22 protein-coding genes are annotated in these 20,651 nt (G+C 62.3%); 7 read left to right on the top strand and 15 right to left on the bottom strand.

Translation table 11 applies throughout. From position 1 onward, the window contains the following. Positions 1–101: 101 nt before the first annotated feature. The 3 genes from HX805_RS18855 to HX805_RS18845 all read right to left on the bottom strand — a co-directional run bounded on the left by HX805_RS18855 (position 102) and on the right by HX805_RS18845 (position 2,760). The gene (locus tag HX805_RS18855) at positions 102–470 is read right to left on the bottom strand and encodes a lysozyme inhibitor LprI family protein (RefSeq protein WP_177117177.1); all 369 of its coding nucleotides are present in this window, start codon (positions 468–470) and stop codon (positions 102–104) included. A 12-nt stretch (positions 471–482) separates the two neighbouring features. Further along, the gene (locus HX805_RS18850; RefSeq protein WP_003207980.1) at positions 483–1,673 is read right to left on the bottom strand and encodes a sugar transporter; all 1,191 of its coding nucleotides are present in this window, start codon (positions 1,671–1,673) and stop codon (positions 483–485) included. 88 nt (positions 1,674–1,761) lie between these two features. Further along, positions 1,762–2,760, bottom strand: a complete 999-nt coding sequence (locus HX805_RS18845) for a bile acid:sodium symporter family protein (protein WP_087694198.1) — start codon at positions 2,758–2,760, stop codon at positions 1,762–1,764. Between the two features lie 85 nt (positions 2,761–2,845). Between HX805_RS18845 and HX805_RS18840 the strand changes: the two genes are divergently transcribed. Beyond that, positions 2,846–3,634 (top strand): helix-turn-helix domain-containing protein, encoded by a 789-nt coding sequence (locus HX805_RS18840; RefSeq protein WP_003207977.1) that lies wholly within the window; start codon positions 2,846–2,848, stop codon positions 3,632–3,634. Between the two features lie 215 nt (positions 3,635–3,849). Here HX805_RS18840 and HX805_RS18835 read toward each other — a convergent pair whose 3' ends face one another. The 7 genes from HX805_RS18835 to HX805_RS18805 form a co-directional block, all read right to left on the bottom strand. After that, positions 3,850–5,085: a Zn-dependent hydrolase gene (locus HX805_RS18835; protein WP_177117176.1), complete on the bottom strand. Its 1,236-nt coding sequence runs from the start codon at positions 5,083–5,085 to the stop codon at positions 3,850–3,852. Further along, on the bottom strand, positions 5,082–5,573 hold the full coding sequence (locus HX805_RS18830; protein ID WP_177117175.1) for an L-2-amino-thiazoline-4-carboxylic acid hydrolase: 492 nt from the start codon (positions 5,571–5,573) through the stop codon (positions 5,082–5,084). The genes HX805_RS18835 and HX805_RS18830 overlap by 4 nt, the downstream gene beginning before the upstream one ends. A gap of 114 nt (positions 5,574–5,687) precedes the next feature. After that, complete coding sequence (locus tag HX805_RS18825) at positions 5,688–6,827, bottom strand: branched-chain amino acid ABC transporter substrate-binding protein (RefSeq protein ID WP_102369347.1); 1,140 nt, start codon at positions 6,825–6,827, stop codon at positions 5,688–5,690. A 66-nt stretch (positions 6,828–6,893) separates the two neighbouring features. Continuing rightward, entirely contained in the window at positions 6,894–7,610 is a 717-nt protein-coding gene (locus HX805_RS18820) for an ABC transporter ATP-binding protein (RefSeq protein WP_008436935.1), read from the bottom strand. Beyond that, positions 7,603–8,376, bottom strand: coding sequence for an ABC transporter ATP-binding protein (locus HX805_RS18815; RefSeq protein WP_102369348.1), 774 nt, complete (start codon positions 8,374–8,376; stop codon positions 7,603–7,605). Before HX805_RS18815 ends, HX805_RS18820 begins: the two co-directional genes overlap by 8 nt. Continuing rightward, the gene (locus tag HX805_RS18810) at positions 8,373–9,458 is read right to left on the bottom strand and encodes an ABC transporter ATP-binding protein (RefSeq protein ID WP_087694203.1); all 1,086 of its coding nucleotides are present in this window, start codon (positions 9,456–9,458) and stop codon (positions 8,373–8,375) included. Before HX805_RS18810 ends, HX805_RS18815 begins: the two co-directional genes overlap by 4 nt. Continuing rightward, on the bottom strand, positions 9,455–10,402 hold the full coding sequence (locus HX805_RS18805; protein WP_003207963.1) for a branched-chain amino acid ABC transporter permease: 948 nt from the start codon (positions 10,400–10,402) through the stop codon (positions 9,455–9,457). The genes HX805_RS18810 and HX805_RS18805 overlap by 4 nt, the downstream gene beginning before the upstream one ends. 172 nt (positions 10,403–10,574) lie before the next feature. On the opposite strand from HX805_RS18805, the gene HX805_RS18800 reads away from it, so the two are divergent. Beyond that, complete coding sequence (locus HX805_RS18800; protein WP_177069015.1) at positions 10,575–11,474, top strand: LysR substrate-binding domain-containing protein; 900 nt, start codon at positions 10,575–10,577, stop codon at positions 11,472–11,474. Positions 11,475–11,611: 137 nt separating this feature from the next. Here the strand turns inward: HX805_RS18800 and HX805_RS18795 are convergent, their stop codons facing one another. Further along, positions 11,612–12,613 (bottom strand): ABC transporter substrate-binding protein, encoded by a 1,002-nt coding sequence (locus HX805_RS18795; RefSeq protein ID WP_003207959.1) that lies wholly within the window; start codon positions 12,611–12,613, stop codon positions 11,612–11,614. 157 nt (positions 12,614–12,770) lie between these two features. On the opposite strand from HX805_RS18795, the gene HX805_RS18790 reads away from it, so the two are divergent. Beyond that, a complete protein-coding gene (locus HX805_RS18790) occupies positions 12,771–13,667 on the top strand; it encodes a LysR family transcriptional regulator (protein WP_177117174.1) in 897 nt (298 codons plus the stop codon). A 120-nt stretch (positions 13,668–13,787) separates the two neighbouring features. Next, complete coding sequence (locus HX805_RS18785; protein WP_177117173.1) at positions 13,788–14,216, top strand: hypothetical protein; 429 nt, start codon at positions 13,788–13,790, stop codon at positions 14,214–14,216. Positions 14,217–14,231: 15 nt separating this feature from the next. Here HX805_RS18785 and HX805_RS18780 read toward each other — a convergent pair whose 3' ends face one another. After that, positions 14,232–14,981: an SDR family NAD(P)-dependent oxidoreductase gene (locus HX805_RS18780; protein WP_177117172.1), complete on the bottom strand. Its 750-nt coding sequence runs from the start codon at positions 14,979–14,981 to the stop codon at positions 14,232–14,234. Between the two features lie 147 nt (positions 14,982–15,128). Here HX805_RS18780 and HX805_RS18775 point away from each other — a divergent pair, with 147 nt between their 5' ends. Then, entirely contained in the window at positions 15,129–15,998 is an 870-nt protein-coding gene (locus HX805_RS18775; protein WP_177022736.1) for an AraC family transcriptional regulator, read from the top strand. A 19-nt stretch (positions 15,999–16,017) separates the two neighbouring features. Here HX805_RS18775 and HX805_RS18770 read toward each other — a convergent pair whose 3' ends face one another. The 3 genes from HX805_RS18770 to HX805_RS18760 are packed head-to-tail and all read right to left on the bottom strand — an operon-like array spanning position 16,018 to position 18,153. After that, positions 16,018–16,995 (bottom strand): trans-acting enoyl reductase family protein, encoded by a 978-nt coding sequence (locus HX805_RS18770; RefSeq protein ID WP_177019462.1) that lies wholly within the window; start codon positions 16,993–16,995, stop codon positions 16,018–16,020. Beyond that, the gene (locus tag HX805_RS18765; protein WP_177036027.1) at positions 16,992–17,393 is read right to left on the bottom strand and encodes a VOC family protein; all 402 of its coding nucleotides are present in this window, start codon (positions 17,391–17,393) and stop codon (positions 16,992–16,994) included. Before HX805_RS18765 ends, HX805_RS18770 begins: the two co-directional genes overlap by 4 nt. A gap of 16 nt (positions 17,394–17,409) precedes the next feature. After that, complete coding sequence (locus tag HX805_RS18760) at positions 17,410–18,153, bottom strand: SDR family NAD(P)-dependent oxidoreductase (protein ID WP_177117171.1); 744 nt, start codon at positions 18,151–18,153, stop codon at positions 17,410–17,412. A 139-nt stretch (positions 18,154–18,292) separates the two neighbouring features. Here HX805_RS18760 and HX805_RS18755 point away from each other — a divergent pair, with 139 nt between their 5' ends. Together HX805_RS18755 and potE are read left to right on the top strand one after the other, a co-directional pair. After that, on the top strand, positions 18,293–19,189 hold the full coding sequence (locus HX805_RS18755; RefSeq protein ID WP_174717787.1) for an AraC family transcriptional regulator: 897 nt from the start codon (positions 18,293–18,295) through the stop codon (positions 19,187–19,189). 50 nt (positions 19,190–19,239) lie between these two features. Beyond that, a complete protein-coding gene (gene potE / locus HX805_RS18750) occupies positions 19,240–20,556 on the top strand; it encodes a putrescine-ornithine antiporter (protein ID WP_177117170.1) in 1,317 nt (438 codons plus the stop codon). Positions 20,557–20,651 lie beyond the last annotated feature (95 nt).

Genomic DNA, 20,651 nt, shown 5'->3' with positions numbered 1-20,651 from the left:
AGGGTGTTCATGTAGGTCCTGTTGTGGAAAAAGGACTTGAATCGTACAGGCGAAACAGGGATTTCCTACAACGCAAAACTATTACAAGATCTGTAACTGCTTCAGAACGGCCCCTTCGTCATCACCCGCTCATCTATAAAGCTACGCAACATCGCAATACGCTGCGTATAGGCCTGGGTCAGGCAACTGACCTGGGCCCCGCACGTATGGCGTTTTTTTAGCCAGGCAGCCTGATCATCCATCAACGAACCACGTCCGCCCATAGCCATGAAGTGCCGGTTGAGGTCATAAAGCAGCGCCATGGTCACGTCCTGATCATTGAGGGAGCGCGTGGCACAGATGGTTTTCTCGTCAGCCGCCTTCGCCCGGTCACAGTCAAAACTGGCCGCCAGGCTTGCAGGGCTGAGCCACAACACAGAAAACCCGGCGAGCACTGCGAATACCGCCGGTTTAATCAAACGAACTGCCATGAAAATTACCTCCTACAGAGGGCTACGCGCCACACCCTGCCCAAACCGATAAATCGCCAGGCAATACCCAATCAACGCCACCGCTGCCAGCAACCCGCCCGCCGCGCCGATCCAGGCAAAACCAAAGTGGCTGCCCACCCAACTGCCCATCAACGCCCCACCGCCAATACCGATGTTGTAGATCCCGGAAAACATCGCCATCGCCACATCCGTGGCATCCGGCGCCAGCACCAGCACCTTCGATTGCAACGCCAGGCCAAAACCCATGATGGCCATGCCCCAGAACACACTCAGGGTCACCAGGTACGACACCTCGCCACTCAACGGCAGCAACAACGCCAGGCACAGCGCCAGGATAGTCACCGCGCTGATCAGGAACCGGTGCGGATTAAACCGATGCACCAGACTGAACAACAACGAACCAATAATTCCCGCGCCGCCAAACACCAGCAGGATCAGGGTCACCGTATTGCCACTCATACCGGCAACACCTTCAACAAACGGCTCAACATAACTGTAGGCAGTGAACTGCGCCGTCACCACCATCGCCGTCAGCACATACAACGCCACCAGCGCCGGGCGCTTGAACAACAGCGGCAAGCTGCGCAGCGAACCGGAGTTCTGGCTCGGCAGCAGCGGCAAGGTGCGCGCCAGCCAGAACACCAGCCCGGCGGCAAACGCGCCGATCACCAGGAAGGTGGTGCGCCAGCCCATGGCTTCGCCCAGCAAGCGGCCCAGCGGGATACCCAGAACCATCGCCAGGGAAGTACCGGTAGCCAGCAACCCAAGGGCCTGCACCTGCTTGCCCTCCGGCGCCAAACGCACCGCGAGGGAGGCAGTAATCGACCAGAACAACGCATGGGACAGGGCAATGCCGACCCGGCTGAGCATCAGGATGCCAAAGCTGGTGGCCACGCTGGACAGGATATGGCTGGCGATAAACATGCCGAACAGCACGATCAGCAGCTTGCGCCGCTCGACGTTACGGGTCAGCAGCATCACCGGCAGCGAGGTCAGGGACACGATCCACGCATAGATGGTCAGCATCAGGCCGACGCTGGCGATGGGCATGTCGAAGCTCGCGCCGATGGCACTCAGCAGGCCGACCGGTACAAATTCGGTGGTATTGAAAACGAAAGCGGCCAACGCGAGAGCGAAGACCGGTTGCCAGTTAGCTTGAGGTGTTGCGGCGGAAATGCTCATTGACAGGTCGTCGTACTCGTTTGCGCGCAGATCAAGCCGGCCCGATGCCGGGCCTTGAGCCGCGCGCAAAAAATAGTAACACGACGATTCAGGGATCGACTTGCCCCATCAGCTCGGGAATCGACTCAGGACGCTTGGCATAGCGCTGGGCCAGCGCCGCGCAGACCATCAACTGGATCTGGTGAAACAGCATCAGCGGCAAGATCAGCACCCCCATGCTCGCCCCGGCAAACAACACCTGGGCCATCGGCACACCGGTGGCCAGGCTTTTCTTCGAGCCGCAGAACAGAATGGTGATCCGGTCTTCCTGGCTGAAGCCAAAAGCCTTGCCCAGCACCGTGGACGCCACCAGCACCAGCGCGAGCAACACACAGCACGCCACCACCAGGCCACCCAGTTCCCACAACGGAATCTGGTGCCAGATGCCCTCGTTGACCGCTTCGCTGAAGGCGCCGTAGACCACCAGCAAAATCGAGCCCTGGTCGACGAACTTCAGCCAGGATTTGTTACGCCCTACCCACTCGCCGATCCAGCGACGGGCGATCTGCCCGGCGATGAACGGTAGCAACAATTGAACACTGATTTTCAGGATCGCATCGACGGTGGAGCCGCCATCGCCATGCACATTCAGCAGCAACGTCACCAGCAATGGCGTCAGGAAGATCCCGAACAGGCTCGACGCCGCCGCGCTGCAAATCGCCGCCGGGATATTGCCCCGGGCCAGCGAGGTAAAGGCAATCGCCGACTGCACGGTGGCGGGCAATGCACACAAATAGAGCATGCCCATGTACAGGTCTTTACCGATCAGCGGCGACAACACCGGCTTGAGCGCCAGGCCCAGCAACGGAAACAGCACGAAGGTCAGGCTGAACACCAGCAGGTGCAGGCGCCAATGACCCGCACCGGCAACAATGGCCTGGCGCGACAGTTTCGCGCCGTGCAGGAAAAACAGCAGCGCGATGGCCAGGTTGGTCACCCAGCCAAAGGCCACGGCGGTCTGGCCGCTGGCGGGCAGCAGGGACGCGAGGATCACCGTGGCCACCAGGGTCAGGGTGAAGTTGTCAGGTAAAAAGCGTGGGCGGGTCATAGGCCAATCTTCCAGGGGTTGCCAAGAGCATCGTCGCGACTCTAACGTAACGGCTTGTTACCGACTAACGCCAATGAGCCAGTAAATGCCGCCAAAAGGACATGACAAAACCGTGCGTCGCAGCGTGCCCGGGCTTTCCAGCCTGCCCAGGCCGGTGTATGGCCGCACCGAATCCCTGCCCAACCGCGCGCTGACCCGCCGCCATAGTCACCCGTGGGTGCAGTTGTCCTACGCAATATCCGGGGTGCTGGAGATCCAGACCAGCGTAGGACGCTTCGTCGCGCCACCCCAGCGGGCCGTGTGGATACCGGCCGGCATGCCACACCGGGTGTTCAGTTCGCCCCATACCGAGATGCGCAGCCTGTACCTCGATTGCAGCGTCACCGCCTGGGCGGCCGACCGCTGCCAGGTGCTGGCGGTGAGCAGCCTGTTGCGCGAGTTGATTCGCAGCTTCAGCGAATTGCCGGTGGAATACGCCGAGGATGGCCCGGATGGACGGCTGGCCCAAGTGGTGCTGGACCAACTGGCCGCCGCGCCCCAGGTCGACCTGATGTTGCCGCTGCCCGCCGACAGCCGCTTGCGGCAGATTTACCGCAGCCTGAACCTGCACCCGGAGCAGCAAACCACCCTGGGGCAGTGGAGCCAGAAACTGGCGGTCAGCGAGAAAACCCTCAGCCGGCTGTTCCTGAGCGACACCGGCCTGACCTTCCGCGCATGGCGCCAGCGCCTGCGATTGTTGAGCGCCCTGCCCGCCCTGGAACAAGGCGAACGCGTGACCGATGTGGCGCTGGCCTGCGGCTACGAATCCACCTCGGCCTTCATCAACGCCTTCCGCCAGCAGTTCGACGCCACACCGGGCGAGTTCTTCCGCTGACCATCAGACAAAGAAGCTCCAGAGCGAAAACTGGATTTCCTATGGGAACTGGTTCCCCTGTGGAAACTCGGTCCTCTGTGGGAGCTGTCGAGCTTTAGCGAGGCTGCGATGGCGGCCTGACTGTCGACATCTCTATTGCCTAACAGGGCCTCATCACAGCCTCGCTAAAGCTCGACAGCTCCCACAGGGAACCCAGTTGAACAGTTAAACCTCGCTCACTCCCCCGCCTTGGCCAACACCGCCTGCAACAACACATCCGCCCCCGCCGTCGACCACTGCGGATGAATCTCCTCCGCCTCGTTATGGCTCAGCCCATCCACACACGGCACAAAAATCATCGCCGTCGGCGCCACCCGGTTCAGGTAGCAGGCATCATGCCCGGCCCCGGAAATCATGTCGCGATGGCTATACCCCAACGCTTGCGCCGAAGCCCGCACCACCTCCACACACTCAGGGTCGAAGGCAATCGGCGCGTACTGGAAAATCTGCTTCACGCTGTGCTGCAAACCAATCCCCTCGGCGATCCGCGCCACCGCCGCCTGCAGCTGCTGATCCTGATACCCCAGCACCGCTTCATCCGGGTGCCGAAACTCCACACTGAAAAACACCCGCCCCGGCACCACGTTGCGTGAATTGGGGAAGATATTCGCCATGCCCACCGTCGCCCGCCCTTCGGCGCCCTGTTCCAGGCCGATCTGGTTCACCGCCTCCACCACCCGGGCAAACCCGAGCAACGCATCCAGCCGGTGATCCATCGGCGTCGTCCCGGCATGGGCGCTGCGCCCGCTCAGTTCCACTTCATACCAGCGCTGGCCCTGGGCGCCGGTGACCACACCGATGGTCAGGCCCTGTGCCTCAAGAATCGGCCCCTGTTCGATATGCAGCTCAAACGCCGCATGCACCGCCTGGCCACCCACCGGATGCGCACCGGCATAGCCAATCTGCTGCAACGCCTGGCCGATGGTGATCCCGGCCTTGTCTTCCCGGGACAGGCCGTACTCCAGGTCAAACACCCCGGCATACACCCCCGAGGAAATCATCGCCGGCGCAAACCGCGAGCCTTCTTCGTTGGTCCAGTTCACCACTTCGATTGGCCGCTCGGTCTCGATCCCCAGGTCATTCAAGGTGCGCAGCACCTCCAGCCCGGCCAGCACGCCGTAGATACCGTCGTACTTGCCGCCCGCCGGCTGGGAATCGCCATGGGAACCGGTCAGCACCGGGGCCAGGTGATCCTGGCGCCCGGCGCGACGGGCAAAGATATTGCCCATGGCATCCACCCGAATGCTGCAACCGGCCGCCTCGCACCATTGCACAAACAGGTCGCGACCGCGGCGGTCCTCATCCGTGAGGGCCAGGCGCGAGACGCCGCCCTTTTCGGTGCCGCCGATCTGCGCCATTTCCATCAGCGAGCCCCACAGGCGCTCGCCATTGACCCGCGCCAAGTCGTTCATGAACGCGGCTCCTGGGGTTTGGCCCGGTAGCGGAAGTCACAGTGAGGGGCACCGCCCATGATGGTCTGGGTGCGGGTCAGCTTGATGTCCGGGTTGTAGCCGACGATAAACAGTTCGTCGCGGTTGCAGGACAGCAGGTGACCGATCTCGCCCAGGCCCATCTCGTGATACATCTCGGCATAGCGGCAGCGCTTCACGTCATAGTCGTAGTGCTCGGCGTCGCTGGCGATGATCTCGACCTTCAGCGCATCGTCCTTTTCCCAGAGCACTTGCAGCTCGACAAAGCTCTTGAGGTCGGCGCCCTGCTCTTCCAGCTCGGCAAAGTGCTTGCCGGCCTGGATCGCTGCATTGCCCACCGCCTCGCCGATCACCGCCGCCGCAAAGTCCTTGCCCTGCTCGCGCACCAGGATCTCGTAGATCGGCTTGATGATTTCGGCTTCGATCCGCCGCCGGGCCAGGATGCCCAGTTCACCTTCCAGCTTGCTCATTGTGTGCCTCCGTAAACCTGTAGGAGCGAGCTTGCTCGCGAAGATATTCCAGGCGCATCGCTGCGTTGACTGTACATTTTTCGCGAGCAAGCTCGCTCCTACAGGGGTGGGTTGTTACTTGCCGCCCGCCACACTGACTGGCTGCCACTGATTACTTTTGACCTCATACACGGTGAACGACGGCTTCTTCAAATTGCCCTCGGCATCAAACGCAATGGTCCCGGTCACGCCCTGATAGCTGATGGCGCGCAGCACCGGCAGGTACTTTTGCGGGTCCACCGAGTCGGCCTTCTCGATCGCCGCCACCAACACCCCGACACCGTCATAGGCAAACGGCGCGTGCAGTTCGATCGGCGCCTTGTAGCGATCCTTGTAAGCCTGCTCGAACGCCTTGCCACCCGGCATCTGCGCCACCGCCAGGCCCGGCTCCAGGGCAATCACGCCCTCGCCTTCGTTCTGCGCCAGTTGCAGGAAGGTCTGGCTGACAAACCCACCGGCCCCCATCAGCGGTGCCTTGATGCCCAGTTGCTTGATACGCCTGGCCAAAGGCGCGGCCTGGGAATCGACGCCACCAAAGAAAATCAGGTCCGGGTTCTGGCTGCGGATATTGGTCAGCACTGCGCTGAAATCGATGGTCTTGTCGTCGACGTATTCACGAGACACCACCTTGGCGCCACCGGCCTCGATGGATTTGACGAACTGGTCGGCCAGGCCCTGGCCGAATGCGGTGCGGTCGTCGATCACCGCAATGCGCCGGGCCTTGAGGGTGTTCAAAGCATAGTCGCCGGCCACCTGGCCGCCATCGTCGTCATGGCCCATGATCCGGAAGCTGGTGTCGAAGCCCTGCTGGGTATACGCGTGCCCGGTAGCAACCGGGGCGACTTGCGCGATACCTGCATCGTGATAAACCCGCGCCGCCGGAATGCTGGTGCCGGTGTTCCAGTGGCCGACCACACCCACCACGCCTTCGTCCACCAGGCGCTGGGCCACGGTGACGGCGGTGCGCGGGTCGGACTGGTCGTCCTCGGACAGCAGCTTGAAGGTCACCGCCTCACCGTTGATTTTCGGGTGCTTGGCGTTGGCCGCGTCGATGGCCAGTTGCGCGCCGTTTTCCAGGTCCTTGCCGATCCGCGCCGACGGGCCGGTCAACGGCCCGGCCAGGCCGATCAATACGGTCTGGTCGGCCTGGGCCATGGCACTCGCCAGGCTGCTCAAGGCCAGGCCGATCACTAGGGTGTGCTTGAAAGTCTTCATCAGTGGTTCCTGTTTCTTTACGGGCTGGTCGGAACACGCCGGGCGTCCGGTAGCGTCAGGGTTGATTCATTCACCGAGGTAGGCACTGCGCACCTCGGGGTGGTCGAGTAATTCATGGGACGGGCCAGTGAGGCTGATGCGCCCGGTGTCCATCACATAGGCACGGTCGGTGACCTGCAGCGCGAGCCGGGCGTTCTGCTCCACCAGCAGCAGGGTCATGCCCTGGCGGCACACGTCGTCGATCACCTGGAAGATCTTCTCCACCATGATCGGCGCCAGGCCCATGGACGGTTCGTCCAGCACCAGCAAGCGCGGCTTGGAGAGCAGCGCCCGGGCCAGCGCGAGCATCTGTTGCTCGCCACCGGAGAGCAGGCCGGCGGACTGCTGCAGGCGCTCCTCCAGACGCGGGAAGTGCTCGAACAACTGGCGGATCTCGCGGTTCACCTGCTCGGTGTCACGACGCAGGAAGGCCCCGGCCTGGAGGTTTTCCAGGACGCTCATGCGTGCAAAGATCCCGCGCCCTTCCGGTACCATCGCAATGCCCTGGCGCAGCAATTGGTCCGGCGCCTGGCCGAGGATCGAACGCCCGGCGAAGTGAATCTGCCCCGCCGCTGCCGGCAGCAATCCGGTCAGGGCCTTGAGGCTGGAGGTCTTGCCGGCACCGTTGGCACCGATCAACGTCACTCGCTCGCCTTCGCCGATGTGTAAATCCAGGGACTTGACCGCTTCGATGGCGCCGTAGCGCACCTGCAAGCCGTCGACTTTCAATAAAGGTTCAGACATGGGCGCTGGCTCCCAGATAGGCCTGGATCACCGCCGGGTCGCGGCGCACCTCGGCAGGCGCGCCCACCGCGATCACCTGGCCGTAATCGAGCACGCTGATGCGGTCGCACACCCCCATCACCAGCTTCACGTCATGCTCGATCAGCAGCAGCGTGTGGCCGTCGTCGCGGATCTTTTCCAGCAGGCCGCGCAGTTGCACTTTCTCGGCAGCGTTCATCCCGGCGGCCGGCTCGTCGAGGGCCAGCAAACGTGGTTCAGTGGCCAGGGCCCGGGCGATTTCCAGTCGGCGTTGATGGCCGTAGGACAGGCTGTCGGCGCGGTAATTGGCGAACCCCGCCAGCCCGACATACGCCAACAGGCGATGGGCATGGGCGCGGGTTTGCGCTTCTTCTTCCCGGGCTCGACGATGGCGACTCAAGGCGGCCCACACGCCATTGCGGGTGCGCACATGGCGGCCGACCATGACGTTTTCCAACGCGCTCATGGTGTTGAACAGGCGGATATTCTGGAAGGTCCGGGCGATGCCGGCCTGGGCCACCTGGTGCACGCTGGCCGGCTTGTAGTCCTCGCCGTCGAGCTGGAAGCGCCCGGAATCCGGGGTATACAGGCCGGTCATCACGTTGAAGAAGGTGGTTTTACCGGCGCCATTGGGGCCGATCAAGCCATAGATCTCCCCAGGCTGGATGCTCAGGCTCACGTCGGTGAGCGCCGCCACGCCGCCGAAGCGCTTGTTCACCTGGTCAATCTGCAACAGCGGCTGATTCATCGCGCCACTCCTTTTGGCCACAGGCCTGCCGGTCGATAGAGCATCGCCAGGATCAGCGCGAGCCCGTAGAACAACTGACGAATGATTTCCGGGTCCACCAGCACCTGGCCGAACAGCGCCTGCTGCAACGGGCCCATGCTCGCGCGCAAGGCTTCGGGCAACGCCGCCAGCAATACGCAGCCGAGAATCACCCCGGGGATATGGCCCATGCCGCCGAGCACCACCATCGCCAGCACCGCGATGGACTCATTGAGAGTGAAGGACTCCGGCGAGACAAAGCCCTGGAACGAGGCGAACAACGCCCCGCTCACGCCGCCAAACCCGGCACCGATGGCGAACGCCAACAGCTTCAAGCGCAGGGTGTTGACGCCCATGGCCTGGGCCGCTTCCTCATCTTCACGAATCGCCACCCAGGCCCGCCCGATGCGTGAACGCTCCAGGCGAATGCAGGCAAACAGGATCAGCACCACCAGCGCGGCGAACAGGTAGTAGTACAGATAGACCGAAGGCAGGCGCAGGCCGAACAGCTCCTGGGTGCGCCCGAGGTTGATCCCCAGCAGGTTGACCGGGTCGACCTGGGAAATACCTTTGGGCCCGTTGGTGATGTTCACCGGGCGATCCAGGTTGCGCAGCAATATGCGGATGATTTCACCAAAGCCCAGGGTCACGATGGCCAGGTAATCACCGCGCAGGCGCAAGGTCGGTGCGCCCAACAACACGCCAAAGCCCGCCGCCAGCAACGCGGCCAAGGGCAGGATCAACCAGATCGAGGTGTGCATGCCCGCCGGCAGCAGCGCCATCAGCGCCGGGAATTGCTGCAACAGATGCGGCGAGGACAGCAATGCGGCGAGGTACGCGCCCACTGCGTAGAACGCGATAAAACCCATGTCCAGCAGCCCGGCGTAACCCACGACGATGTTCAGGCCCAGGGCCAGCATGATGTACAGCAACGCGAAATCGAGGGTGCGCACCCAAGTGTTGCCACCGGCATGCCCGACAATCCACGGCGCCAGCACCAGCGCCACGGCGAACAATACAAGGCCGAAGCTGGCGCGCTGGCGGGAGGTATTCAGGACACTCATGCGCGGGTCGCCAGTCGTTCGCCCAACAGCCCCGAAGGACGAAACACCAGCACCGCGATCAACACGATAAAGGCAAACACATCCTGGTAATTGCTGCCGAACACACCCTGGGTGGCAGCGCCCAGGTAGCCGGTACCCAGGGCCTCGATCAACCCCAGCAGCAGGCCGCCAAGCATCGCGCCCTTGAGGTTGCCGATGCCGCCCAATACGGCTGCGGTGAACGCCTTGATGCCCGGCAGGAAACCCATGTAGAAATGCGCGCTGCCGTAGTTGCTCGCCATCATGATTCCGGCCAATGCCGCCAGGGCGCCGCCAATGGCAAAGGTCAGCACGATGATGCGATTCGGGTTGATGCCCATCAGGCTCGCCACCTGCGGGTTCTCGGCCACTGCGCGCATGGCCCGACCAAAGCGTGTGCGTTCCACCAGCACCAGCAGCGCGACCATTACCGACAGTGCGACGGCAATGGTGGTCAGGGCGGTAGCGTTGGTGATCGCCGGATGCGCCGAAGCGCCCGCGAGCACTTCAATCGGTTCCAGCGGCAGCAGTTGCGGGAACATCTGCGGGTTACGCGTCCACACCAACATGGCGATGGTTTGCAGCAACAACGACACCCCGATGCCGCTGATCAATGGCGCCAGGCGCGGCGCATTGCGCAGGCGCCGGTAAGCGACCCGCTCAATCAGCACCGCGAGTACCGCGCAGAACGCCATGGCAATCACAGTGGCTGCCAGCAGCACCAGCACCGGCGGCATCGCCGGCCATGTCACCTGCAACAGGCGAATCACCGAGAGGCCCACCAAAGCGCCAATCATCAACACATCGCCGTGGGCAAAATTGATGATCCGCAAAATGCCGTAGACCATGGTGTAACCCAAGGCCACTAGCGCGTAGAGACTGCCCGTCATCAAACCATTGAGCAGTTGCTGGATAAACGCATCCATGGAAACCATCGACCTCACTACTGACGAGGGCGGCACACTAAGCATCTATTCTGTTTTTATCAAATATCAGAAATTCATATGGTTATGCCAAACGCATAAAGCGCTATAACCGCCATAAATACGGCATTTATGGCTCTTTATTTGCCATCTCACTTAGTATTTAATTCAACACATGAATAATTTAGAACAGTTAGCCAATGACCCGCCGTTGCGTGCCGTGCGCACCTTCGAAGCGTTTGCCCGCCACGGCGGAGTGAATTCCGCCGCCCGCGAGCTGGACGTGTCGCCCTCCGCCGTCAGCCATCAACTGCACCTGCTGGAAAGCTTTCTGCAGCAACCGCTGACCTTGCGCCAGGGCCGCAACCTGGTGCTCACCGAAGAAGGCCGCGAGTACTACCGCGCAATTCGCTCGGCCTTCGCCGTACTGCGCAGCGCCACCGAACACGTGCGGGAAAAAAGCGCCACACGCCAGGTCACCATCAGCCTGATCCCGCTGTTCGGCATCAACCTGTTCATCCCGCGCCTGGCACAGTTCCTCAAGGACCACCCGGCGCTGGACATCAACGTCACCTACGCCAACCACCGCAGCTACCCCAGCGACGCTGCCGATTTATCGATCCGCTTCGGCACCGGGCACTGGCCGGGGTACCACAGCGAGCCGCTGATTTCCGGGGCGGTGACGCCGTATTGCAGCCGCGCATTCCTGGAGCAACACGGGCCGATCGACACACCTGAGGCGCTGAGTGAATTACCGCTGTTGCACGACGAAGAGCGCGGCACCTGGAGCCAATGGTTCCAGGCCGCCGACGTGCATCACGGGACCGCGTTGAATGGTTTGCTGCTGGAGGATGGTCAGTTGGCGCTGACGGCCACGCTGACCGGATTGGGCTGCTCACTGCTGCGCGCGCCACTGGTTGCGCCGCATGTGGCAAATGGGGAGTTGGTGAAGCTGTTTGATCTACAGGTCGATGATGGCCGCCAGTACTACCTGTGCCGGCGGGCCAACAGCGAGTTGTCGAGCGAGGGGAATCACTTGTACGACTGGATCAAGAGCAACCTGGCGGGAACCTGAAAACACCGCAGATCCAATGTGGGAGCGGGCTTGCTCGCGAATGCGGTGGTTCAGCCAGCACATGTATCGACTGACCCACCGCATTCGCGAGCAAGCCCGCTCCCACATTTTTGTGTGCGTTTCAATTCAGAATGGAGTCAGCTGCCGTTCCCGCCGTGCGCCTCTTCAAAGAAGTAATCCTTCCAGCTCCCCGCCTTGTTCTTCAACACGCCCAACTCCTGCAATTTCTCGGCATAGATATAGGTACGCTGCGGCACGATGGTGAAGTCGATTTCCGGGTCCTGGACGATTTTCTCCACCAGCGCCAGCGGTAGCTTCGACTGCTCTACACGAATGTAAGCCTGGGCCGCTGCCGGCTTGTCGGCCTTGATGATTTTCTCGGCCTCGGCCAACGCGTCATAGAACGCCTTGTAGGTCTTGGGGTTCTCGTCGTGGAATTTCTCGGTGGTGTACAGCACATTGAACGTCGCCGGGCCGCCGAGAATGTCGTAGGAACTCAGCACCTTGTGCACCTTGGGATTCAACAACTCCTGGTACTGGAAGGGCGGGCTGGAAAAATGCGCGTTGATCTCCGAACCGCCGGCAATCAACGCGGCGGTCGCGTCCGGGTGCGCCAGGCTGATGGAGATATCGTCGAACTTCTTGTAGTTGTCGTTCCCGAACTGCTTGGCGGTTTCAATCTGCAAGGTACGCGACTGGAAGCCCACGCCCGCGGCCGGTACGGCGATGCGGTCTTTTTCGCTGAAGTCCTTGAGGGTCTTCACATCCGGGTTATTGGTCAGCAGGTAGTTGGGCATCGAGCCCAGCGAGGCGATGGCCTTGACGTTCTGCTTGCCCTTGGTGCGGTCCCACAGCGTCAGCATCGGCGGCACACCTGCCGACACCACGTCCAGCGCGCCGGCCAGCAGCGACTCGTTCATCGCGGTGGCGCCGGAGATACTGTTCCACTCCACCTTGATGTCCAGGCCCTGCTCCTTGCCGTGTTTCTCGATCAGGTTCTGGTCACGAACCACGTCGAGGATCAAGTAGCCGATGCCGAATTGCTGGGCGATGCTGATCTTGCCTTCGGCGTGTGCACCAAGGCTGAGGAGCGCACTGGCTGCTGCCAGGAGCGTCAGGGTGGGTCGTTTTATTATCATGAGAACGCTGCCGCGAGGTTGAGAAGGGTTGCGAGCGTAGCGGCCCGCGTACAGTGCGAAAAAGAATATCGCGATCTATGGATATACGAAAAACACTGCCCGCCGGCGCTGCTATATTGCGCGCCTGTGCCTGATGTCATCCCCGGAGCCACTCTGCATGCTGCGCACCAACCTCAACGAGATGCTGATCTTCATGGCGGTGGTCGATGGCGCCAGCTTCGTCGCCGGTGGCCAGGCCATGGGGCTGACGCGCTCGGCGGCCGGCAAAGCCGTGGCGCGCCTGGAGGACAGCCTTGGTGTGCGCCTGTTGAACCGCACCACCCGCACCTTGAGCCTCACCGACGAAGGCCGCGCGCTGTATGACCAGGGTCTGGAGATCCTCGCCGCAGTGGACAACGCCCAAAGCCGCATCGGCCAGCCCACCGGGGTACCGCGCGGTTTATTGCGGCTTACGCTGCCCGATGCGTTCGGGCGCAAGGTGTTGCTGCCGTTGTTGAAGAAATACCTGCACGCCTGGCCCGAGGTGCAGGTGGAAGTCAGTTTCAGCGACCGCACCGCCGATATCGTCGAGGACGGCTTCGACCTGGCCATCCGCATCGGCAGCGCCAACACCGACCGCCAACTGGTTTCCCGGGTGGTCGCTCGTTATCAGGCGCTGCTGTGCGCCGCACCGGACTATCTCGCCGAGCGCGGCATACCCCGGGACATGGACGCCCTCGCCCACCACGACTGCCTGTATTTCAGCAGCCGCACGCGCAAGCAAAGCTGGCGCTTTCGCGAATCGGATGGCACCTGGGTCAAGGCGTACGGGCGCAGCCGCCTGCGCCTGGACAGCGGCGAAGCACTGCGCGACGCTGCCGTGTCCGGGCTGGGCATCGCCTTGCTGCCGGACTTCGTGGTGGCCGAGGACCTGGCTGCCGGGCGCCTAGTGCCCGTGTTGCCCAACCTGGACGCGGGAGACGTGGAGATTCTGGCGATGTACCCGAGCAAACGCTTCCTGGAGCCTCGGGTACGGCGCTTTATCGACCTGATGGTGGATGAGCTGGCGGACTGATCACCGTAACAAGGGCATTGGCGAATGGACGTCCCCACTGAGGCGACCAAAAACTACCCGCCCACGCCCTTCGGCTGGTATCGTGCCGCCCTTGAAAAAACCGCTGCGAGGAAATGGACCTTGAACACTGACGAAAAAATGACCGGGGACCTGTTCGAGGTGGATAAGCGCCTGTCACTCAAGCCCGTGGTGGACTTCAACAACTACCTGCGCAGCGCTTTCGGCGATGGCCCCTGCACCTGCATCCGCTGCGTCGCCAGCGAGTGCAGCGAGGCCGGTTACGAGTTTCAGCACACCTTCGATTTCGACGGCAAAAAAAACCACCGTCGCTTCGCCTCCACCGCCGGCAGCGACGTGCTGTTGATACTGAAGAAAGCCTGGTTGTCTTACACCAAGGCCGAGCTGCCGTTGAGCGGCGCGCTGGGGCTGGACACGGTGAAAGAGTTTGTCGAGCCGCAATTGCACAAGCGCGTGGCACCGCTGTTGCTGGCCAGTGGGTTGGTCAAGGATATGGAAGGTGAATGGCGGATGCAGCCGCAGGCCGCCTGATCCGCCCTGCGTTGATCAGTAACCCACGCCACGCACCCCACCCGAAACGCGAATGGATTCGCCGGTGACCCAATGGGCGTCGTCGGACGCCAGGAACACCGCAACCGGCGCGATATCATCCGGCTCGCCAAAGCGCCCCAGCGGCGTGCCCGCGATAAGCTGCTGGCCAAATTCACCGGCAAAATTGCCGGCGGTGGCCGGCGTATTTGTATGCCCCGGAAGGATCGAATTGACCCGGATCCCCTTCGGCCCCAGTTCACGCGCCAAGGCGAAGGTCAGCGTATCCACCGCGCCTTTGGTCGCCGAGTAGACGCTGGAGGCCAGGTAGGGATCGGTGCTGAGGATCGAGCTGATATTAATGATGCTGCCCCCTTGGCCAAACAACTTGACGGCTTCCCGAGCAGCCAGGAGATACCCCAGTACATTGAGGTTGAACTGGCGATGGAACGCCTCTTCGGTCAAGTCCTCGATCATCTGGAACACCGCGACACCGGCATTATTGACCAGGATGTCCAGGCGACCATATTCGCTTCTGATGGTGTCGAATAGTTGAATCACGTCGGCTGCCAGGCTCATGTCGGCCCGAACACTCATTGCGGTGCCGCCGTCGGCCTGGATCTGCGCCACCACCCCATCGGCCTCGGCTTTGCTGGATGAATAGTTGACCACCACCGTGGCCCCCGCTGCGCCCAGTGCCTTTGCGATACCTGCGCCGATGCCTTTTGAGGCGCCGGTAACAACTGCGATTTTTCCGTCGAGCTTCATGATGTGACCTTCCAAAGGATAAGTGATACCGCTTGCCTACAGTATTCAGGCCGCAGCGGATGCAGCGGTTGCCGGTTCTTCTCCCGTGCTTGCCTATTCTTCTCGCCTGGCTTGCGTTGCCCGGCGGCGTGCCTCATGTTCAACGCCATGAACAATCAACTCGATGAACTGCGCAGCCTGGTCATGCGTGCTGGCAACCAATGGACTGATACCGGCTTGCCGCGTGTGACGATGGTGCGGGCCGAAGCCTGTGCCGATCAGGTCTACCAGCCGATGCTGCACCTGGTCCTGCAAGGTTCGAAGACCTTGTGGATAGGTGACCAGGAGCAAACCTACGGGCCCGCCAGCTATTTCGTGGTGCCCGTCGAGGTACCCGCCACCGGCCAGATTCACCCCTGCGCCCCGGGGCTGCCTTATCTGGCTCTGAGCCTGACCCTGGACCACAACGTGATCGCCACGCTATTGGCCGACGAGATCGAAACCGGCGAGCGCACGACCGACAGTTGCTTTGCCGCCGTACCTGCACCCGCCGAGCTGATCGATGCCTGGCTGCGCATGCTGCGGCTGATGGACCGGCCCAGCGAAGTTGCGGTATTGGCGCCGATGATCGAGCGGGAGATTCTGTTTCGGGTCTTGCAGGGCCCGCTACGGGCAACGTTACTGGACATGGCCCGTCCCGACGGCCGCCTGGCGCAGATCCGCCGCGCGACCGAGTGGATTCGCCAGCATTTCAATCAACCCTTTCGCGTTGAGCCATTGGCCGCCATGTCCGACATGAGCGTCGCGGCGTTCTATCGGCACTTCAAAGCCATTACGGCCATGACCCCGATTCAGTACCAGAAACGCCTGCGCCTGCTCAGGGCACGCTGGTTGCTGCTGTTCGACACCAAGGATGCTGCGTCAATTGCATTCAGCGTCGGTTATGAAAGCGCCTCACAGTTCAGCCGCGAATATGCCCGGCTATTTGGCTTGCCGCCGGGGCGTGATGCCGCCAGGTTCAAGGCGCCTGGCGGGTGACGAGGGTCCGGTGATTGGCTTACACGTCAATAATCGTGGTACCCGCGATGGTTTCGGCAAACCCCATACCCAACACTCGCCCCGGCGTTGCGAACCCCGGTTGGCGTTCACCGGCCAACACCCGGCGTGCCGCCTCCACCGCCGCCAATGGCGTGTAGGTGTAGCCGTTGACGGTCTCGATCACCGAGCGCACCACCCGGCCATCGGCCCCTGTGACTTCTGCCACTGCCCGGGCACGATGGGCCTCACGCTGTTGAAGACTGGGGCCGTCGGGCAGTTGTGACAGGTCACCCTCGGGAAACGCATCGCCGCTGATGTGCACGAACATGGCGATATTCGGGATGCCCGTGGAATGCCACGCCGTCACCAAATCACCAAAGGACAGCGGCGCACACAGTACCGGGCCATCGCCAAAATCCATGAACTGCGGTTGTGCATCCGGGGTAGCGATGAGCTGCCCGTCCACCCGCACCAGGAGCCCCGCACCGATGATTTCACCCACGCTCAAGGCCGAGCCCCGAGACATGGGACCGGCGACCTGCAGCGCGACTTTCAGCGACTGCGGGTTCTGAACACGGCGCGCCACATGCATCGCCAGACAATCCGTCGGCACCACGTCCCAGCCAACCCCGGGCAACAGCATGACGCCTGCCTCAGCTGCACGCGCGCCCAGTTGCCTTGCCAAGCGGTAAACGTTGATTTCGGCGGTGATGTCCAGGTAGTCGACGCCTGCTGCAATACACGCCTGCATCAGCGCGCCCGCCGTCTGCGCAAACGGCCCCGCGAAGTTCAACAGCACGTCGATGCCATCCAGGGCGTCCGTTTCCAGGGTGTCCGGGCTGAATACTCGGTACGGCACACCCAGTTGCGCAGCCAGCGGTTCCAGCCGTTGGCGGTTGCGCCCGGCGATCACCAGGTCCAGCCCGTGTGCCTTGGCGTTTTCGGCCGCCATGCGTCCGGTGTAGCCCGTGGCGCCGTAGATCATTAAGGTTTTCATTGGACGTGCTGCCAGTTCTTGTAGACAAATTCCAGGCTGTAGCCGTCAGGGTCCAGCACGTTGGCCGCGTAGTAGTTCGGGTCATAGTGCAATCGTGCCCCAGGGGCTCCATTGTCGACGGCGCCCGCGTTCATCGCCGCCAGGTAAGCCGCATCGACCTCGACCCGGCTGCCGGCGACGAACCCCACATGCACCGCCCTGCCCTCGACCGCGCCCTCGCGCAACCAGAAGAAGATCCGCCCGTTCGCGCCGAACCCCTTGAGGTCCGGGTGGCCCGGCGGGCCGTCCTTGCCGTCGTAGTCGTGGCGCGTGGTGATGCCCAGCGGCGCCAGTGCGGCCTGGTAGAAATCGATGGAGCGTTGAATGTCGCTGACCGACAAAAAGATATGATCCAGCATGCTGTCGCCTCGCTCTTCAGATGATGTAGCCGCCCGCGACCTCGATCGTCTGGGCATTGATCCAGCGGCCTTCGTCAGACAGCAACATGGCGATCACACGCGCCACGTCCTCTGGCTCCCCAACCCGACCAAGGGCGGTTTGTGCAGCCAGCAGCGCTTCGAACTCATCATTGAGCCCGCCGCCCAGTTCGGTGCGGATGGCGCCTGGAGAGACGGCATTCGCACGGATCTGCCGCTCGCCAAACTCCTTGGCCATGTAACGGGTGAGTACATCCAGCGCGCCCTTGAAGGCTGCGTAAGGTGCTACGCCAGCGGTGGCGACGCGAGTTGTCGCGCTGGTGAGGTTGACGATGCAGGCGTGGACTTGCAGCAGCGGCAACAGGGCTTGAGTCAGGAAAAACGGCCCTTTGAGGTGCACATTCAGCAGGCCGTCGAACTGAGCCTCGGTGACCGATTCCAGGGGATTGAACAGTCCATAACCGGCGTTATTCACCAGGCCATTCAACCCACTCACACCCCAGGTGGCCGATAACGCCTGCTTTACCGCCTCGCCAAAACCTTGGAAGGAACTGATGTCGGCCACGTCCAATGGCAGCGCGACCGCCTTGCCGCCCGACGATACGATTCGCTGCACAACCGCCTGGGCGGCCTCTGGATGATTGTTGTAGGTCAGGATCACGCCCATGCCTTGCCGGGCACACAGTTCTGCGGTACTGGCACCAATGCCACGGCTGCCGCCGGTAATGAGGATAACGCCCATGTGTGGCTCCACTGCTTGCTCAAATGAGTCACCACAGTAGGCTTGCGCGCCTGCGCCGACGCAGCCGTTCCTGCTCGAAACCTGCCTGTTTCTGCTTTTTGCTTGCACAGGGCACACCTGGGCGCTCAGCATGCCCGGCATGAACACACAACTGATCGAACTGCGTACCCTGGCCGCCAAGGCTGAAAATCGCCGCACTGAAACCGGCATCCCGCGGGTGGCCATGGTCCAGGGCGCGATTCCCGAGCACATGCTGGCCGCGGTGTACGACCCGATGATCAACCTGATCCTGCAGGGCAGCAAATCCATGACGGTGGGTGATCGCACGCTGCGATACGACCCGGCGACCTATTTCGTGATGTCCATCGAACTGCCCGCCGTGGGCACCGTGCACCCGGCGGTGACCGGCGAACCCTACCTGGCGGTCAGCCTGACCCTCGACCCGACGGTACTCGCGACGCTGCTGAGCGACTTGCCCAAACCTGCCGGACGCTACGACCACGATGCGGGTTTTTCCGTGGCCGCCGTCACCCCCGAACTGATGGACGCCTGGCTGCGCATGCTGCGGCTGATGGGCAACCCTGAGGCGATCACAGCCCTCGCACCGGTATACGAGCGCGAGATCCTCTACCGCGTATTGCAAGGCCCCCACGGCTGGATGCTGCGTGAAATCGCCGCGCCGGACACCGCCATGGCCCGGGTGAGCCAGGCCATCCAGTGGATCCGCCGAGACTTCGCCGAACCGATCCGGGTCGAAGCCCTGGCACAGAAAGCCGCAATGAGCGTGTCGGCCTTTCACCGCCACTTCAAGGCCGTCACCAACCTGAGCCCGTTGCAGTACCAGAAGCGCGTGCGCCTGCTACAGGCGCGCACGCTGATGGTGGGCGGCGCCAGGAACGTCACCAGCGCCGCCTTCGAAGTCGGCTATGAAAGCGCCACTCAGTTCAGCCGCGATTACGCCCGGGTGTTCGGCCTGCCGCCGGCTCGCGATGCCGCGCGAATCCTCGGAGAAAACCGGAGCCCGAAGGCACGCTGACCACAACGTGCTAGCCTGCCATCGCACGCCCCCACGACAAGGAGTTGCCGATGGCCGAGCCAAGCAAAAAGATGAGCCTGATGGGCCTGACCACCCTGGTGGCGATCAACATGATGGGCTCGGGCATCATCATGCTGCCCGCCAGCATGGCGCAATTGGGTGCGATTTCGCTGCTGTCGTGGCTGATCACCGCCGTGGGCTCGATGGCGATCGCGTACTGTTTTGCCCAGTGCGGCCTCTTCTGCACCCGCACCGGCGGCATGTCGGCCTACACCGAAGAGGCCCACGGCAAGTCCGGGTTCTTCCTCTGTTCGTTCCTGTATTTCCTGTCGCTGATCATCGCCAATGTGGCGATTGCGATTTCGGCGGTGGGCTACCTGTCGTCCTTCATCCCGTGGCTGGGCAGCGGCCCCATCCCCTTATTCATCGGCACCCTCGGGCTGATCTGGCTGACTACCGTGGCCAACTTCGGCGGGCCGCGCCTGACCGGGCGGATCGGCGTGATCACGGTGTGGGGCGTGATCATTCCCGTGGCGGGCTTGAGCGTGATCGGCTGGTTCTATTTCAAGGCCGAGGTGTTCAGCAATGCCTGGAACCCCAACCAACTGCAACTGTGGGATGCGATTGGCGCGAGTATCCCGCTGACCCTCTGGGCCTTCCTCGGCATGGAGTCCGCTGCCCAGGGCTATGACGCGGTGGAAGACCCCAAGCGCACCGTGCCGCTGGCCTGCCTGCTGGGCACCCTCGGCGCGGCGCTGGTGTATGTGCTGTCGACCACAGTGATTCAGGGCATCGTGCCCAACGCTGAACTGGCCGAGTCTTCTGCGCCGTTTGCCTTGGTGTACGCGCAGATTTTCACGCCGCTGGTGGGCGACATCATCATGGCGCTGGCGGTGGTGGCGTGTATTGGTTCGCTGTTGGGCTGGCAATTCACCTTGGCGCAAACGGCCAAGATGTCGGCGGACCAGCGTCTGTTTCCGCGCTTCTTCAGCCGGGTCAGCCGCGCCCACGCGCCGGTGTTGGGGCTGATTGCCTGCGCGGCGTTGCAGAGCTTGATTGCCTTGTCGACCATCTCGCCCACAGCCAGTGCGCAGTTCGGCAAGTTGGTGAACCTGGCGGTGGTGACCAATTTGATTCCTTACGTCACCGCGCTGACCGGGCTGCTGGTGATGATGCACAAAGCGCGGGTGGCGGCGGTGGTGTATGCGCGCAATACCACGGTGTTGCTGATTGCCGTGGGGTATTCGCTGTATGCGATTTACGCGTGTGGTGAGGAGGCGGTGTTTGGTGCGACGCTGGTATTGGCGTTTGGGTATCTGTTGTATGGTTTTTTGGCGCGGCGGTTTATTACGGCCGGTGGTGGGTGAATATCCGTTATTTTGGTGATGGCTGAGATTGGTTCCGCTCTTACAGCGGCTCACTTTTGAAAAGCGCAAAAGTAAGCAAAACGCTCTTGACCAAC

The organism is Pseudomonas sp. G5001 (assembly GCF_013385475.1).
Lineage (GTDB): Bacteria > Pseudomonadota > Gammaproteobacteria > Pseudomonadales > Pseudomonadaceae > Aquipseudomonas.
This window is presented reverse-complemented; position numbering and strand designations above follow the sequence as displayed.

What these genes read in the sequence shown, in the direction of transcription:
- HX805_RS18765 (WP_177036027.1), bottom strand. Translation starts at nt 17,393, where the DNA reads ATGCTGGATCATATCTTTTTGTCGGTCAGCGACATTCAACGCTCCATC.
- HX805_RS18760 (WP_177117171.1), bottom strand. Translation starts at nt 18,153, where the DNA reads ATGGGCGTTATCCTCATTACCGGCGGCAGCCGTGGCATTGGTGCCAGT.
- HX805_RS18830 (WP_177117175.1), bottom strand. Translation starts at nt 5,573, where the DNA reads ATGAGCAAGCTGGAAGGTGAACTGGGCATCCTGGCCCGGCGGCGGATC.
- HX805_RS18805 (WP_003207963.1), bottom strand. Translation starts at nt 10,402, where the DNA reads ATGGATGCGTTTATCCAGCAACTGCTCAATGGTTTGATGACGGGCAGT.
- HX805_RS18800 (WP_177069015.1), top strand. Translation starts at nt 10,575, where the DNA reads ATGAATAATTTAGAACAGTTAGCCAATGACCCGCCGTTGCGTGCCGTG.
- HX805_RS18840 (WP_003207977.1), top strand. Translation starts at nt 2,846, where the DNA reads ATGCCGCCAAAAGGACATGACAAAACCGTGCGTCGCAGCGTGCCCGGG.
- HX805_RS18810 (WP_087694203.1), bottom strand. Translation starts at nt 9,458, where the DNA reads ATGAGTGTCCTGAATACCTCCCGCCAGCGCGCCAGCTTCGGCCTTGTA.
- HX805_RS18855 (WP_177117177.1), bottom strand. Translation starts at nt 470, where the DNA reads ATGGCAGTTCGTTTGATTAAACCGGCGGTATTCGCAGTGCTCGCCGGG.
- HX805_RS18820 (WP_008436935.1), bottom strand. Translation starts at nt 7,610, where the DNA reads ATGTCTGAACCTTTATTGAAAGTCGACGGCTTGCAGGTGCGCTACGGC.
- HX805_RS18815 (WP_102369348.1), bottom strand. Translation starts at nt 8,376, where the DNA reads ATGAATCAGCCGCTGTTGCAGATTGACCAGGTGAACAAGCGCTTCGGC.
- HX805_RS18780 (WP_177117172.1), bottom strand. Translation starts at nt 14,981, where the DNA reads ATGAAGCTCGACGGAAAAATCGCAGTTGTTACCGGCGCCTCAAAAGGC.
- HX805_RS18775 (WP_177022736.1), top strand. Translation starts at nt 15,129, where the DNA reads ATGAACAATCAACTCGATGAACTGCGCAGCCTGGTCATGCGTGCTGGC.
- HX805_RS18790 (WP_177117174.1), top strand. Translation starts at nt 12,771, where the DNA reads ATGCTGCGCACCAACCTCAACGAGATGCTGATCTTCATGGCGGTGGTC.
- HX805_RS18835 (WP_177117176.1), bottom strand. Translation starts at nt 5,085, where the DNA reads ATGAACGACTTGGCGCGGGTCAATGGCGAGCGCCTGTGGGGCTCGCTG.
- HX805_RS18845 (WP_087694198.1), bottom strand. Translation starts at nt 2,760, where the DNA reads ATGACCCGCCCACGCTTTTTACCTGACAACTTCACCCTGACCCTGGTG.
- HX805_RS18850 (WP_003207980.1), bottom strand. Translation starts at nt 1,673, where the DNA reads ATGAGCATTTCCGCCGCAACACCTCAAGCTAACTGGCAACCGGTCTTC.
- HX805_RS18795 (WP_003207959.1), bottom strand. Translation starts at nt 12,613, where the DNA reads ATGATAATAAAACGACCCACCCTGACGCTCCTGGCAGCAGCCAGTGCG.
- HX805_RS18825 (WP_102369347.1), bottom strand. Translation starts at nt 6,827, where the DNA reads ATGAAGACTTTCAAGCACACCCTAGTGATCGGCCTGGCCTTGAGCAGC.
- HX805_RS18770 (WP_177019462.1), bottom strand. Translation starts at nt 16,995, where the DNA reads ATGAAAACCTTAATGATCTACGGCGCCACGGGCTACACCGGACGCATG.
- potE (WP_177117170.1), top strand. Translation starts at nt 19,240, where the DNA reads ATGGCCGAGCCAAGCAAAAAGATGAGCCTGATGGGCCTGACCACCCTG.
- HX805_RS18755 (WP_174717787.1), top strand. Translation starts at nt 18,293, where the DNA reads ATGAACACACAACTGATCGAACTGCGTACCCTGGCCGCCAAGGCTGAA.